General features: G+C 62.4%; 9 protein-coding genes. 3 read left to right on the top strand and 6 right to left on the bottom strand.

What is annotated here, in order from left to right:
* Positions 1 to 78: 78 nt before the first annotated feature.
* Entirely contained in the window at positions 79 to 1,422 is a 1,344-nt protein-coding gene (locus C8J24_RS03050; protein ID WP_107930187.1) for an IS1182 family transposase, read from the top strand.
* A 133-nt stretch (positions 1,423 to 1,555) separates the two neighbouring features.
* Here C8J24_RS03050 and C8J24_RS03055 read toward each other — a convergent pair whose 3' ends face one another.
* Both C8J24_RS03055 and C8J24_RS03060 read right to left on the bottom strand, forming a co-directional pair.
* A complete protein-coding gene (locus tag C8J24_RS03055) occupies positions 1,556 to 6,718 on the bottom strand; it encodes an ATP-binding protein (RefSeq protein WP_107930189.1) in 5,163 nt (1,720 codons plus the stop codon).
* Positions 6,719 to 6,948: 230 nt separating this feature from the next.
* Entirely contained in the window at positions 6,949 to 7,170 is a 222-nt protein-coding gene (locus C8J24_RS03060; protein WP_107930191.1) for a hypothetical protein, read from the bottom strand.
* Between the two features lie 663 nt (positions 7,171 to 7,833).
* On the opposite strand from C8J24_RS03060, the gene C8J24_RS03065 reads away from it, so the two are divergent.
* On the top strand, positions 7,834 to 8,304 hold the full coding sequence (locus C8J24_RS03065) for a hypothetical protein (RefSeq protein WP_107930193.1): 471 nt from the start codon (positions 7,834 to 7,836) through the stop codon (positions 8,302 to 8,304).
* A 7-nt stretch (positions 8,305 to 8,311) separates the two neighbouring features.
* Here the strand turns inward: C8J24_RS03065 and C8J24_RS03070 are convergent, their stop codons facing one another.
* Positions 8,312 to 8,707 (bottom strand): hypothetical protein, encoded by a 396-nt coding sequence (locus tag C8J24_RS03070; RefSeq protein ID WP_107930195.1) that lies wholly within the window; start codon positions 8,705 to 8,707, stop codon positions 8,312 to 8,314.
* 294 nt (positions 8,708 to 9,001) lie between these two features.
* Here C8J24_RS03070 and C8J24_RS03075 point away from each other — a divergent pair, with 294 nt between their 5' ends.
* Positions 9,002 to 10,084 carry an HAD family hydrolase gene (locus C8J24_RS03075; protein ID WP_107930197.1) on the top strand — a complete coding sequence of 361 codons (1,083 nt, stop codon included), beginning with the start codon at positions 9,002 to 9,004 and terminating at the stop codon, positions 10,082 to 10,084.
* Between the two features lie 645 nt (positions 10,085 to 10,729).
* On the opposite strand, the gene C8J24_RS03080 is transcribed toward C8J24_RS03075, so the two are convergent.
* From C8J24_RS03080 to C8J24_RS03090, 3 genes are all read right to left on the bottom strand, one after another.
* Positions 10,730 to 11,929: a replication initiator protein A gene (locus C8J24_RS03080; RefSeq protein WP_107930199.1), complete on the bottom strand. Its 1,200-nt coding sequence runs from the start codon at positions 11,927 to 11,929 to the stop codon at positions 10,730 to 10,732.
* A 103-nt stretch (positions 11,930 to 12,032) separates the two neighbouring features.
* Positions 12,033 to 13,073 (bottom strand): ParB/RepB/Spo0J family partition protein, encoded by a 1,041-nt coding sequence (locus C8J24_RS03085; protein WP_107930201.1) that lies wholly within the window; start codon positions 13,071 to 13,073, stop codon positions 12,033 to 12,035.
* A gap of 62 nt (positions 13,074 to 13,135) precedes the next feature.
* Positions 13,136 to 14,332 (bottom strand): AAA family ATPase, encoded by a 1,197-nt coding sequence (locus tag C8J24_RS03090; RefSeq protein WP_107930203.1) that lies wholly within the window; start codon positions 14,330 to 14,332, stop codon positions 13,136 to 13,138.
* Positions 14,333 to 14,413: the final 81 nt, after the last annotated feature.

Below are 14,413 nucleotides of genomic sequence, written 5' to 3' on the forward strand. Positions count from 1 at the left end.
CGTGACTGTTGAAAAACGCGTGCTTGCTACCGCCCGGGCGCCGTGATTCACTCCTGCAACGCGGCGAGGAGTAGGGACATGATGGGGCGGCAGGTAGCGCAGGGCGCGCTGTTTTACGGGTTCCGGCTCGACGATCATGTGCCCGCTGACCACCTGCTCCGACGTATCGACGCCCTCTTTGATTTCGGCTTCGTGCGCGACGCACTGGCGGCGAGCTACAGCACGACCGGGCGACCCTCAATCGATCCGGAACTGATGCTACGGATGCTGCTGGTCGGCTACCTGTCCGGCATCCGCTCGGAACGGCGCTTGTGCGAAGAGGTGCACCTCAACCTCGCCTACCGCTGGTTCTGTCGTCTCGATCTGGCCGATCGGGTGCCTGATCATTCGACTTTCTCAAAGAACCGGCACGGTCGCTTCCGCGCCTGCGACCTGCATCGTCTGCTGTTCGAGCAGGTGGTCGCCAAGTGCGCCGCGGCCGGGCTGGTGGCGGGGCGCGACGTGGCGGTGGATGGCAGCACGATCATGGCCGATGCCAGCCGGGAGAAGAAGCTGAAGGGTACCGCCGCAGTTGACGAACTGCGTGCTCGGGAGAGCGTCTCGCGGCCCGTCGCCGAGTATCTCGCGGCGCTCGATGCCGCGTTGCCGCCAGGTCCGGACGAGCCGGCCGCCGTCGAGCCGGCAAGCATCTCGCCGACGGACCCGCAGGCGGCGCTCACCTGCAAGCACGGGCCGGCACGGTACGCCTACGCCATCAACCCGCTGCTTGACCTCGACACTGACTGTATCCTCGACGTTGAGGCAACGCCTGCGCGCTTCGCAGCTGAAGTGGCGGCGACCCGGACGCTGGTGTCACGCATCGAGACCAAGCTGGGCATTACGCTTGTGAGCCTCTCGGCCGACAAGGCGTATGGGAGCGGCCCGCTGCTCGGCTGGCTGGTCGATCGAAACATCACGCCGTACATTCCGGTCATCGACCGCGGTCGCCAGCGCGATGCCTTCTTCACCCGTGATGCCTTTCGCTACGACCGCGAGGCCGACGCCTATCGCTGCCCGGCAGACAAGCTGCTTGGCTATTGCGGCACTAACCGCGCCAGCCAGGTCCGCGTCTACCGAAGCCGTCTCACCGATTGCACCGCCTGCGAACTGAAACCCCAATGCACCATCGGAAAGAAGCGCGGTGTCACCCGCCTCGTGAGCGAGGATGCTCGAGATACCGTCCGCGCCCTCGCCGGCACCGACGCCTACGTGCAGGCGCGGCGTCGAAGACGGCGGATCGAGCGCGTGTTCGGCCACCTGAAACGAAACCTCGGTCTACGAACGCTCAAGCTGCGAGGTCTGGCCGGAGCCGCAGAAGAGTTCACCATGGCCGCCGCAGCCTACAATCTCCAGTTGCTGGCCCGGACGGCCGCGCCAGCATGATACGCAGCCTATCTTCCCGATTGCCACGTCACCAGCCATCTACCTCGCGGCTCATAAGCAGCCGTTTTTCAACAGTCTCGTCCGATTGTAACACCCGCGCCCCATACCCAGTCGCTCAAGTCCCAATAGAGCTTCAATCCTGCGTGCGACGAACAAGTACGGCGCTGGCGGCTTTGGCAGCTGCCGTGACACGGCGCTCTAGATCATGCGCCTCGGCGATACCGACCGCGACCAGTTGCCCGAGCGCCCGATCGATCCGCGCGCGCTCCAGATGCGTGGGTGCGAGCAACCCCGGGGCCTCAACCAACACCGCTCCAAACCATTGCGCGACTTGGCGGCCGACGCCTGCCGCGATCCAGAAGCCCGGTGATGTAGTGCGGCCGAACCAAACCCCGACCGCGTCGAGCAGAAAGTCGAGATGACGGGCGCGCGGCGCGACCAGCAATAGATTCATCGTGCAGCGCGCCACGAACACCATCTGCCCCCCGGGCAACATCGGGCGTAGCACCGGCAGGAACGGATCGACCCGGTCGAACAGGGCCGGCGGCAAATAGCTCTGCGTCCCGTTGATCATCCCGTAGGTGTTGAACAACATCTTCGCGATGATCCCGCCGCTCTCCAGGTCGACCCGCGCTTCTGCCGGGTCGCGGGCATGCTGCCATCGGTTTAGCGCCATCACGCGCGCAACCAGCTTCTTGCGAAGAGCTACCGGTCGTGCCGCCGCGCGGCCGGTGTCGTTGAAATAGAGCGCGTCGGCGGCATGCTGCACCGTTTGCGCGACCTCGCCAAACGGCGCGTCCGGCAGGTCGGTTACGAACGGCAGATCGGCCACGAACGTCGCATCGTCGCCATCGAGCAGCCGCTCAGCGTAGAACGCGTAATACTGCATATTCCAGTCGTTCGGCTCGCGGCTAATCTCGGCATCTGCCCCATAGCCCAGTCCGTTCATTCGCCCGGTCCAGTCGGCATAGGCCGAGACGACCTCCTGTCGCCAGCCGATCGTGCCGACCGGTGCCGACTGGATCATCGCCAGCCATTGGGCTGCCGCCTGATGATCGACATGAAGGGTTGCCGACGAGGAATCGATCGCCGTATCGAGCGCGTCGTCCGCGTCGAAGTCTTCGGGCATGACAGGTCCAGGCACCCGGATCCGGCTAGCCCGCCGCAAATTCGGGCGCTCGTCAGGCCAAGCCGGCCAGTCCGGCTCGGCACCGCCGTTGAGCCAAGCCACCTCGGCCGCCACCGCCGCGGCGATCCGGACCGTACGTTCCGCTTCGAACGCCGCCTGGATCGCCTCGTCTTTCGAATCGTAGCTCTTCCAGCGCCAAGTCATGCTGGCAAAGGCTGCCCGCGTCGCCGCCTTGAAGAGACGCGGGTCGATCTCGAAGATACATGGGACCGCCGCCCCCACCGCCGGGGCTGCTGCCCGGTCCTGGCGTGTCACGAGCCGGAGCAGCGCATCGCGATCGGCGGTCTGGCCCTGCCGCGCCCAGAGGTGGATCAGTGTCAGGATCGCGATCGCCGGCCGGTTGTAGCGCAGCGTATCGTGTGAGCCGCCGCCGCGATCGGACTGCTCGTCGAGCGTAATCTCGATCACGCGTCGCACCCAGGCCTCGTGCGCGGCGAGAAGCACGTCGTCGCCGTCGCGCGCGACCAGGAGCGCCGTCGTGATGAGCCGCGTCGAGCGCGACTGGAGCGCGTCAGTATCGCTGCCATCGGGCACGCCGCCCTCGGCATAGGCGATGGCATCACGCGCGGTATCGGGCGTCGCATACTCACCGCCTTCGGCCGCCATCGAAATGCGCGCTTCCATCCCACTGGCCTGAACCGACACGTCGCGCTTGGCTTCGAGCGCCGCGAAATGCGCGGCCTCGTCCGGCGGCGACCGATATTCGAAATTGCCATCCTCCCGCTCGAACCAGTTCGCCAAGGTGAGGACGTTAAGCGCGTTGCGGCCAGCCAACTCCGGGTCGCTCAACGTCGCGTGCACAGAATAAGGCTCAAGCTTCTCAACCGCGTCCGCGAGCGCCGTCCGCAACCCATTGCCGACCGGCTCGTCAGCCAAGAAATTCTGCAAGGTGTCGATCAGCGAATAGCTGCGGGACGGGCGTGCTCTCAGATCGGCCAAGCGCACCGGCCCCTCCGGCTCCTCCTTCAACCCCAGCCTGTCGAGCCCCGACCCTATCTGGTCATGAATCTGCCGGGTGCGATCGGCGGCGAGCAGCTGCGGGCTCGCAAGGAACGGCGCGAGCGACACGCGCGCGACCGTGCCGTGCGACAGGAGCACATCGATCGCGACGAGAAGATATGCAGAGGCGCTGCCCTCGGGTCCGAGAATGTCGACCAGCACCGCCTCCACCGGATCGCCGTCATCGACCCGCTTCTGGCTCCACGCCTCCAGCGCCAGAAGCCCGGAGGCTGCCGCATATTCATTGCCGCGGCCTCGCGACCAACCATAGGTCCAGACCCAAGGGAAGAAGCGCGGCCCCTTGCCAAAGTCGACCATGACGCCGTCCTCGCCGGGCTCACACCCGTCGGTGCGAAACACGATCGCCTCCTCGACCAACGCCCGGATCAACGCCAGTCCTTCGGCTGGAGCGGCGTTCAGCAGGTCCAAAAACGGCGGGTGCGCGGGCGACGGCGGCAGATAATCGCTGTCGGCGAAACTGAAGGCGCGCTCAATCGCGCGGTCCCGCCGGCGGCCATCGACCCTTTTCTCGATCAGGCTCGCCTGGACCATAGCCGCGAGCTCGGCTGGCGCGACTGGGGCGATCACGCCAGATAGTTGGCGCAGGTCTTTCATCTTATAATGGTCGCCGTCGCGCGTGATCGCGGTGAGATAGGCCTTAAGCGCATCCGGCGCGAATGACCCGAGCAGCATCGTCATCAGCCGGAGCTTGTTGATCGTCTGCCGCCGCGCATCGTTCGCCCAGCGCGCTCGACCTTCCGCCCCCGGGATCGTGACCGGCGTGTCACAGACATCGAGCTGGTACAGCCAGTCGAACAGCAACCGGGCGGTGCGCTCGGCGAGCGAGGGAAGCATCTTGAGGAAGAAAGTCTGGATCTCAACCAGCTCGACCACCGCGCCAATCGCCGGCATCGGGATTTCGGCCGCATGGGCCAGTACCCAGCGGAGGACCAGGACCGACGATCCCGTCACGTCGGTCCGGTACGAGCGCGGCAGATTGATCTTTGATCCGTCAGGCAAGGTGATGATGTCGGCCGCCGCAAGCGTCTCGACCGCAATGATCGTCGTGGACAACTCAGTTAGGAGCCCGCCGCTCTGGGCGAGGAGCGACGTGCTCGCTTTGTCGAGCAGATCGATCGCGACTTCGGATCTGACCAGCGCGAGGATCGCTTGGCGGCGCCACGATCCGTGCGCGCTTGGCGGCGAGAGATGCGTCAGCAGGTCGAGCCAAGCGCTTCCATCCTTCCCCGTCTCGAGCACCAGCCGCGCAGCGATCTCGACGCCGCGGGCGACGCGCGGCGACACGGGACTGGTCAGATCAAACCCCGCCAACCGGGATGGGTCTTCGGCGAGGTAAGCGCCGATCGCCCAATCGCGCAGCACGTCATGGTAGAAATCGAGTCGGTCGCGCCGGACCTCGCGGAGCGACTGGACGCCAAGCAGATGGTCGCGGGCCAGCGAGTCCTCGGCAAGATCGATCCCGGCGCCACTTTTGAGCGCGGCCGTCGCGAGCGCCTCGAGGATCCGTTGGGCGGCCCGCACTTCGATAGCGGGCGCGCCATCGGCACTGGTCCACCAAAGTTGTGTGAGCTCGGCCTCGGTCCGGACCGACGCGGCGCTCGGCTCGCGAAGTAGTCGCGACAGGCGGTAAAGGTTGCGCGCGAGCTGGGCCGCGGGATGACTGGCATCGAGCAGCATGCGCAGTTCGGGCGCTTGGTCGATCAGGATCGCGACTTCCTCGTCCGATAACGGCCCGACCTCGAGCGCCTGCAGCCCGCCCAGCGCAGCCGCAATCCGGTTGTCGATCCAGGCGATGGCGTCGCTCGTGCCAGCCCGGCGCGCTGTCGCGATCACCGTAAACCCGGGGATGGCGGCGGCTGCCCGCAGCAGCTCGCTGATCGTGCGCTGGCGCCCAGCATCATCGACCATGTCGATGCCGTCAATGAAGAGAAAGGCTCCGCCGCTCGCGGCCAGATCGGTCAAGAACGCATCCGCCGATCCCGGAATGCCGAGCGCGTTCGCCAGCGGCAGCCAACCACCCGCCGGCGTCGCTTCCCGGTCTAGGGCCATGATCGGAGCGTGCGCCGCGATACGATCGGCATAGTGGCGCAGCACCCATGATTTGCCGACACCGGTATCGCCGTGGACAACGATAAAGCGCTGCGTTTCGACCGCATCGTCAAGTGCTGCGATCGCCGCCAATCGTGGCAGCGTCACGCCTGCGACGCTCGTCCCGATATGCGCGAGCGTGTTCTGCGCAAGTTCGGCAAGCCGCGTGCGAGCCGGGCCGTACTCGCGCGCGCCGGCAAGCTTAAAATCGGCCTCAGCGAGATTGACCTTAAGCGCGGCTGCATCGACTTCGCCACCACGCGTGCCCGTCTGGATTGAGAGGTCAACGAGCCGGCTCCACAACGCCTCGGCGCGCGCGACCTGTTCGTCGGCCAGCGCCATGCGCGCGAGCGCCAACCCATACGTCCGTGCGATCGGCGCGCTTGCCTCGAAATCGAATTCTAGGATCAGCATCCGGCGCAGCAGCCGCCAGATCGCCTCATCGTCATCGGCGACGCCGCCCGCGACAAGATGCGCGCGCGTCGTCGTAACGAACGCGCGCATATCGTCGTTCGCCACCCCCTTGGCCGCGAGCCGTTTGAAGAACTCGCCGGCTGTTTCCGTGCTGCGCGCCCAGCCTAGCACGTCCTGATAGGCGCCCGAGATCTTGCGACTGGTCCGCTGCGTGGCGATTCCGAACAAATGGCGCTCCGCCGGCACATCTCCAATCGTGCTGTTGGCAATCTGATGCGCAACATCCTTGTAGACCGCGTCCCTCGGCGAGAATTGAATGTCGCGCTTAGACTGGATTTCGAGCAGCGCATTGCCGCTGGCGCCGACGCCCTTGATGATGAGGTCGTCGAGCTTGAACCCCTGCTCGACGCCCTGGAAGCGCACGCTCGTCACGCGCACGTCGGGTAGCCCCGGCGCACGGTTTCCGGTCAGCAGCGCCAGAAGATAGAGCGCCCCAAGCTCGCCTTCGATATAGGCGCCAGCTGCGCCGCGTGATGCCGGGCTCGAGCCGTGCTCGGTATCGGAACTGGTCCCCTCCTCTGCCATCCCCCCGATGTGCGAAAAATCAGCCGTTCATTCAAGCGAAACGGGCAATAGCGAGGCTCTCGATTGTTACCGACGCGGGCCCTGTGGCGGCCCCGATACCCATTCCTATTAGCCGGCCCGGCGAGATATGCCACTTCCGATCGAGGTGCATTTGACCGCTCCTTTTCAGTCTGCATTCCGCATTATCGTGCCCGGCTTATATGCTTTGGCCTGTCAGCTAATCGCCGTTCTTATCGCATTTTTCCGCGCCACAATTCTATTTTCTGGCGGTCGAGTTCACCATGGACCGCTCGTATTTCCGCAGTCGATGCCATTTCCCGCAACAGCATCAGCGTTTCGATCTGAGCGGCGTTCGGTATTGCCGGCTCCGGCTGTACTTGGTCGGTCGCGCTATTCCCGCTATCAGCGAGCTGATCGCGCAGCTCGTCCGGCGTCTCGCCCATGTCGATCATGGCCGCGCGGATGCTTGCTAGCTCTCCCTCAACCCGGTCACTCTGGTCGAGCTTGTCCCGAATGAAAGCTGCGAGGCCAATGCCCCGACTTTCGGCCTCGGCGGCGTAAACGAGCGCCTGTCACTCCCGTAATCGGACTTTGATGGAATCTGACAGCTTCACAACGCCTCCTACTACAAAAAGGACCCTATATAGCCCATTTTATGTCAACGTTTCTAATGGCTTGTGCGTAGCTAGGGTCCACTTAGGGTCCAGCATGCCTGCCGACATCTGTAAATAAGCGCTTTAATTCAACAGCTTACCGGCACCGAAAGGTGCGTATGGTGTACGACCCGAAATCACGAATTTAAGGGCCGGAATTGAAGCTCTGACAGATCAGAAACGGGCTGGCCGAGCTTAAGGGGGTCCAAATTACCCTGATGAGCGCAGCTCAGCAGGCTCTACGCTGACAATAGATACAAAACGGTACCGATGGTACCGATTTAGTACTCTGGTGGTACGGTTGTGGTACAAATTTAGTACGTAAAATATGCTGATATTTGGCATGATACGATCATGATACTTTAATCGTACAACGATGGTACGGCGATGGTACAAAAACGTTGACGGGTTTGATATGCCCTCACAAGAGTCATCAATCGCCAAGGAAGGGACCAAAACAGGATGACAGACCTGCCAGCCCTCAAGGATCAGATCGCCAGCTTCACGGGCAAAACCCTGGCATCACAACTCCGCGTCCTTATGCCAGACATCGACAGCCGGGTTCGTGAAGGAGTGGACCATGAGACGATCGTGGAAGGGCTTACCAAAGCTGGCCTCCCAATCAGCCTCAACACGTTTCGGGTTTATCTGTATCGCTACAGGTTAAAAGCTCGCGCTTCTAAGATTGAACCGCTGGTTGAAATCGTGCGCTCCGAACCTGAACCAAATACGGATCGCAATATCGTTACTGATCCCAAGCCAATGGCGGACGATAATCCCCCATCGGACTTACCAGAGACGGAACCTAATACCGTTGCGGTTGATAGCCTGTCGCTCACTGACCTTCTCGACGCGAAAAAAAGTGACGCCTATATCGATCAGTACATGAACCGCCGGCCTCGTTTGTTGGGTCGCAACCGCGGCCAGCCGTGACGCTAGGTTACGGCTTGCGCTTGGCGGATTTTCGCTTGGCGGCGCGGGCAGCTAACTCGGCCGTGTAGCGCTCTGACTCCTCTTCCTGCTCCTTCCACGCCTGCTCCATCGCAGGATGGATATTGGGTCCGTCCGTTAATTCCTCACCGTTGAGGACATAATCAATTGCCTCGTCCTCGATAGAGGTCCGGATCGTGTTGTTAGGGTAGCCGGGGCCATATCTACACCCTGTCCAGGTGCCGTCATCCTGCGGCGTCAATGTGCCCATGGGACCAGCTTTGGAAAAGACGATCTGCGCCCGAATAGGATTCTCACGAATCATCCGCCCCACGGCTTCAAGCTTCTCGGCAGCACTCATCCGAGGTTTGCGGACTTTGGCCGTGTCGTCGGGCGTTTGAGCCATAGCTTGCCTCCATAACGATATTGGAGGCACGACCCGGCTGAAAAGCCGGGCGTTCGTAACCCTGCACAAGCACAAGGCGCTGCCACCTTTGGGCAAGCCTTGGACATGCGTGACAGCCACCCGGCCGAGAAGCTCTCGACCGGACTTGTGATCATCGGGGTTACGACGCCCCACGGCCGGGATTGACCGAACCGCGGGTCTATGGTCGCAGAAGGAAGCGCTTTGGACAAGCTGGCGTGACAGAGACGGGCGTTTCGACGATCATCACCCCCATCGAGTCAGGACGATCCTGCCATGAACGATGCCCTTCCGAGTTTCCACACACTGGCCGAGCAAGCCGCCTACGCTGCCGTCCTGGCTGACCTCGCCGGCCGCGATAGAGGAGACGAGGCGGCCATGATCTTCCGCGAACCAACCGATCCGGACGCGGCGGTGGTCGCCGATGCTATGACCCGCGCCGGTAGTGTCAGCGACGCGCTGTACGCCCGCCTCCTCGCCGCTGCCGATCGTTTTTATGCTCCACCGCCGGTCACCCGTGCAGTCGCATTTGATGCGTTCGGTACGCTAGTCCATATCGGTCGCAAGCGGCATCCGTTCGAGCGGCTAATCCGGCAAGCCCGTGACCGGGCGGAGGCCCTGCCCTCGCCGATGGTCCAGCCAATCGGCCTCGCGGACTATGCCGCTGCACTGGGGTTACCGCACCCGGGCGCCGAACTAGCGATGCTTGATGAGGAACTGGCAATGATCGCGCTCTACCCAGACACGCTGTATGCGTTACGGCAGGTTCGCGAGCAGGGTGTGAAGATTGCCGTCGCTTCCAACCTTGCCCTGCCCTACGCCGCCCCGCTGAAGGCCCTGCTAGGCGATCTAGTGGATATCTGGCACTTCTCCTTTGATGCAGGCGCGATAAAGCCTGAGAGGGCGTTCTACGCCAGCCTGACGGCACGCCTGAAATGTGAAGCCACTGAACTGCTGATGGTGGGCGACACCTGGCGCGACGATATCGTCGGTGCCGTTGAGACTGGATCGCGTGCCCGGTGGGTCGATCGCGAGGGTAATGCGTCCCATGCCCGCCGGTTTATCGCCGTTCGCGAGCTGGGGGATGCCTATCCCGTTTGCCAAAGAGCCGCGCAAATGACGGAGCTGGAACTTGTCCGCAGGGGCATTGATGCGAACCTTGACCACCTTCATGCCCAGCGGTGGGCGCTTGAGGGAGAACGATTGCGAAAGATTGTCACGACTGCACCGGAACTCGAAAAGGTAGCGGCTAAACAGGCGCTGTACGATCACTATGATACTCGTGATCAGCCCGAGATCAGCCGTGCTGCCCTCATGCAGAATGCGATCGCGACTATCGTCGGACGAAAGCATGCGTGACGTTCATGGAAGACTTACAAGGTGGGTATTTCATCGCCGGTTAGGTATCTTCCGGGTAGGTTCTCAACCGCAACCAATGGCGTAGGCGATCAGATAATTCCCGCTTTCGACGGCGGGTCATCCCATCAGCTATCGATTTACAAGCAGGTTTGCGCTTCACCTACGTCACGTGGCGCCTGCTCGTACACAACAACTACTTAATCTATTTCTCAAAGATATAAAACTCACGGGTTTAGAGGGTTTATACCTGATGTTAATGAGTTAGGGGCGCTTTTGCTGAACATAAAACTCACTATTTTCCGTAGCTTAGGCCGGCACTTCTGTTCCGGATGTGTCGTCGATCCGTTCCTGGAGTGTCGACGACTGTGTTCCCGAAGGATCGACTTTGCGTTCCTGAAAAGTCGAACGCTGTTCCTGGAGTGTCGAAGCCCCCATCGATTGAATAATTTTCCAAGCGCAATTGAATCAGTTCGCCGGGGTTTGTTTGAAGGGACGTTCAATTGAGATAGATCGCTGAGTGTTGAGCGGGAAAGACATTTGTGAACACGACACTTCGGGAACGGTTGCGCCAGTTTAAGCGGTTTCGACGTAAGTGTGGTCCCCTACCCTCCTAAGGCAAAGGCCGTTCGTAAGACGAAAAAGTTCCTAGCGCCCAAGTTCGTGGCGGTGCTTTTCATGATAGCGGCGGACAAAGCCGATGAACGCTGCCTGATAACTCACCGGCGTGCGAGCGTTGTCCGCCTCAACCCACGTGCGAAACTCATCGTGCAACGTCTGATAATCCCAGCCTGGGCACTCTGCGCGCAACGTTGCCATCGTCGCATCTGTGATTTCGCCGGCGGTCGCGCGTGTCGCCAGACTGGTGCGCGACCGTCGCAGCAACGCTGTCACGTCAATCGTTTCAGTCGCATCGTCAGCCGTGGCAGCGGGATTGGTTGACGCTGGCCTTGGTGCAGGCTTAGCGCCGCGCACCTTGTGCGCCGCCACGGTTTTCACCGGGCGCTCGGCATCACTGCGACGTTGCATCCGCAGCGATGGCTCGCGCTTGCCAGCCGGCGTCTCCAAGGCGAGCGCATAGCCAGGAAGCTCGTTGCGCTCGACGATCTTTGCGATCTCAAATTTGAAACGACGATACTGCCCTTCTGCGCCCGATTTCTCGAACAGTGTCGGCATGGCGATCGCGAAGCCGACCTCCCCTGCCCCGCCAGCGTGCTTGCGCGCTACGCGGTACAGCCAGCGCTCACGCCCGCCGGTCAGATCGAAATAGGCGCGGTCGATCGACAGCACCCCGCCCTGCATCATCACGCCTTCCCAGAACCAGTTCGATAACTCGATCGTCATGCCGCGTGATCGCTCGGTCTTTTCGTCGACCAGCTGGGTCCAGCCGTCGAGCCAGCTGAAGGTCGCCTCGCGGCGGTTCTCGGCGCGAATGTTTGTCTTGATCGTGGTCGACACCAACCGGTCGAGCGCCTGCCCGAGTAGCTCATAGGCGCGCCCCGTCGTCGGTCGCCCGATCGCGCGGAGCAGGTCGTAGGGCATCAGATGGAGCTTGCGTGGCACGTCGTTGACGCCGCGCCGGGCCATGTCGGCGAGCACGCTCGCGCAATAGATCAGGATATCAGCATCCCAGATCGTCGCCATGCCGTAATCGGGGTTGCCCGAGACATGCACCCACAGCTTGCCGTCGGGGCTCTTGTAATCGATTGGCTTGACGCGCTTCGACTTGGCAAGGCTGAAGAACGGGCGTTCCATCATCTCGCGCTGGTCGCGCAGCGGCATGTCGGCGAGATAGGGGAGGAACAGGTCGAACTGCTCGGACACGTTCTGGCGATCGGCACGGGTCATGCGATCAGACTCCGGGTGTTTCCCCGGGGAAACACCGTCGGGCCGATGCGGGCAACCGTCGGCACCGGGGTGCGGCGCGGCCTGTTTCCCCGGGGAAACACATTCACCGTTTCAGCCCGCGGCCTTCGGCCTCCAGATGCGCGAGCGCTTGGCGCAGCGCGTCGACCAGCTCGTCGGTCTCCGCACCCGACCCGGCGTGGAGCCGGATCGTGACGCCTTGGCGGTTGCTCGACTGGACGCTGAGCCCGGGGCGGCCGTGCGGCGTGGTCCAGGTAAACGGGGGAGCGCTGTCGGCGGGATCGTTCGGCGCGTCGAGCAACCGCCGGAATACGTCCGCAGCAGGGTAGGGGTCCGCACCCCGATCGCGCCGCGCGGTCTGTTCGTGCGCGAGCTCGCGCGCCGCGCCCTGGATCGCCTTGGTTGCAGCCTTGTCGTCGAGCGCCTGCGCCAGGGCATAAGCGGGCTTGAGCTGGACATCGGCCGGGGAAGCGAAGGCGGCGATAACCGCATCGGGTATCTGTGCAACCTTGACCATCTTGGACAGCCAGCCCTTCGACACCTTGAGCCGTTCCGCCATCCGCGTCAGATGGTTGCCGTAATGCGTCTTGAGCGCGTCGGCATAATTGCGCGCGCGCTCGAGATCGGACACGTCCTTGCGCGCCCGGTTCTCGAGGTCCGCGAGCCGGAACGCGGCTTCGTCGTCGAGGCTGGCAACTTGCGCCACAAACTGCATTTCGGGATAGGAATGCGCACGCAGCCAGCTGATCGACCAGTGGCGTCGCGTGCCCGCGATCACTTCGAAGTCATGAGCCGGATCGCCGTCAACACGGCGTACCACCGCTGGGACTTTCTGTCCGCCTTCGGCGATGATGGAATCGATTAGTTCGCGGCAGCCATCTTCGGTCAAATGCTTGTAGCTGCGTGCATTGCCGGGCCAGATCCGCACGCGCGTGGGATCGAGCAGCAGCTGCGTCACTTGCCGCACTTCGCCGCTCGTCACGCGTGCGAGCGCGGTCTCTCGGTTGAGCAGCGTGGTGCCGCGCGACCGTTCGAGGACGGGCGGGGCAGGGGGAGCGCCCGCGTCGGTTTCGGCTGGCTCATCCGCTAGCAAGGCCGCGAGATAATCGGATTGCTTACGCGCCATGCGGCACCTCCCGCATTAGACATATTTGGAACGCTGATGTCTCGGACAGCAACAATTCTGGTTCACGCGACATGGAGTAGATCTTCCTCACGGGCGGGTTCCACTCGGCCCCAGCCTTGGCGGACGAGCTGCTCAATCTGTCCCATCGCCTCATCGAGATTGGCGCGGCAACGCTTGTGCGTCTTGGGCGTGCCGATCGGGCGTTCGAGTTCATAGATCGTCATCATACGCATTGCTGCGTGGCTGATCTCGGCGGATTCTAGGATGGGTACCGGAAGCAGGGCAGGGCCGAAGCTCTGTTCCATGATCGTGCGGACCATTGCGTGGCTCGGGTCGTTGGAGTCGAACTTTGAACATATCAACCGTAGGAAGCCGTATTCCACCTCAATACCGGCATGCGCGAGCTGCTGCAGCACTTGGTCCATCATCGACAGGAACTGCACTGTCGAACAGAAATCCGGCGTTGTTGCGGCCAGCGGGACGAGCAGCGCATTCGCCGCCTGCATCACCGCAAGGCTGATCGTCCCGAGCGCGGGGGGAGGATCGAGCAGTACCACATCATAATTGCGCGCGAGGTCGGCCAGCCCCTGCTTAAGTTTGCGGAAGCGTGCGGCGAGTACCGACTGCCCATCCGATCCCGCCGCGGCGAGCTCATATTCGACGTCGAATAACTCGAGGTTCGACGGGATCAGGTCGACGTTGGGCCACGGCGTCGATTTGACTGCATAAAGCAGATCGGCCTGGGTCGGATCGATCGACAGATACGGGTATAGCGTCTCTTCTCGTGTAATATTGAAGTGGGGATTGAACCCGAACAGCGTCGTCGTCGTCGCTTGGCTGTCGCAATCGACTACCAGCACACGATAGCCCTGCACCGCAAAATAATGTGCGAGGTGGCAGGTTACGGTCGACTTGCCGACCCCGCCCTTGAAATTCTGCACTGCGATGATTGCAGGAATATCAAGCGGCCCGCGGGCAGGAGAGGCCCCAAGCACGTCGCGCATCTGCAGCAGTTCCTCGACCGAATAGCCAAGCCTGCGCCCGTTTTCACCAGCAGGGGCAGGGGGGAGGCGACCGTCGTCCTCGGCCATCCGTATGCGGTTGGTCGAGCAGCCAAGTAATTGCGCCGCTTCGGCGATCCCGAACCGGACGTTGAGACCTTTGCGGCTCTCGGGCAAAAAGGCTTTCCGCCGTAAACGCTCGATCATCCGTTCGCCCGCTTCCGCAAGCTCACCGATGTGATTGACAATGGCATTCATGAACCAGTCCGATCGGCCATTTGAACCTTTTGACTGAGTTTGTAGGCGCGTGTCGTTCAAAACGAAAGAGTGGAGCACAAA

The organism is Sphingomonas aerolata, assembly GCF_003046295.1.
Classification (GTDB): Bacteria; Pseudomonadota; Alphaproteobacteria; order Sphingomonadales; family Sphingomonadaceae; genus Sphingomonas; species Sphingomonas aerolata.

Excerpts from the sequence above, each read along its gene's own strand:
- C8J24_RS03075 (WP_107930197.1), top strand. The coding sequence starts at position 9,002 with ATGAACGATGCCCTTCCGAGTTTCCACACACTGGCCGAGCAAGCCGCC.
- C8J24_RS03050 (WP_107930187.1), top strand. The coding sequence starts at position 79 with ATGATGGGGCGGCAGGTAGCGCAGGGCGCGCTGTTTTACGGGTTCCGG.
- C8J24_RS03080 (WP_107930199.1), bottom strand. The coding sequence starts at position 11,929 with ATGACCCGTGCCGATCGCCAGAACGTGTCCGAGCAGTTCGACCTGTTC.
- C8J24_RS03090 (WP_107930203.1), bottom strand. The coding sequence starts at position 14,332 with ATGAATGCCATTGTCAATCACATCGGTGAGCTTGCGGAAGCGGGCGAA.
- C8J24_RS03085 (WP_107930201.1), bottom strand. The coding sequence starts at position 13,073 with ATGGCGCGTAAGCAATCCGATTATCTCGCGGCCTTGCTAGCGGATGAG.
- C8J24_RS03065 (WP_107930193.1), top strand. The coding sequence starts at position 7,834 with ATGACAGACCTGCCAGCCCTCAAGGATCAGATCGCCAGCTTCACGGGC.
- C8J24_RS03055 (WP_107930189.1), bottom strand. The coding sequence starts at position 6,718 with ATGGCAGAGGAGGGGACCAGTTCCGATACCGAGCACGGCTCGAGCCCG.
- C8J24_RS03060 (WP_107930191.1), bottom strand. The coding sequence starts at position 7,170 with ATGATCGACATGGGCGAGACGCCGGACGAGCTGCGCGATCAGCTCGCT.
- C8J24_RS03070 (WP_107930195.1), bottom strand. The coding sequence starts at position 8,707 with ATGGCTCAAACGCCCGACGACACGGCCAAAGTCCGCAAACCTCGGATG.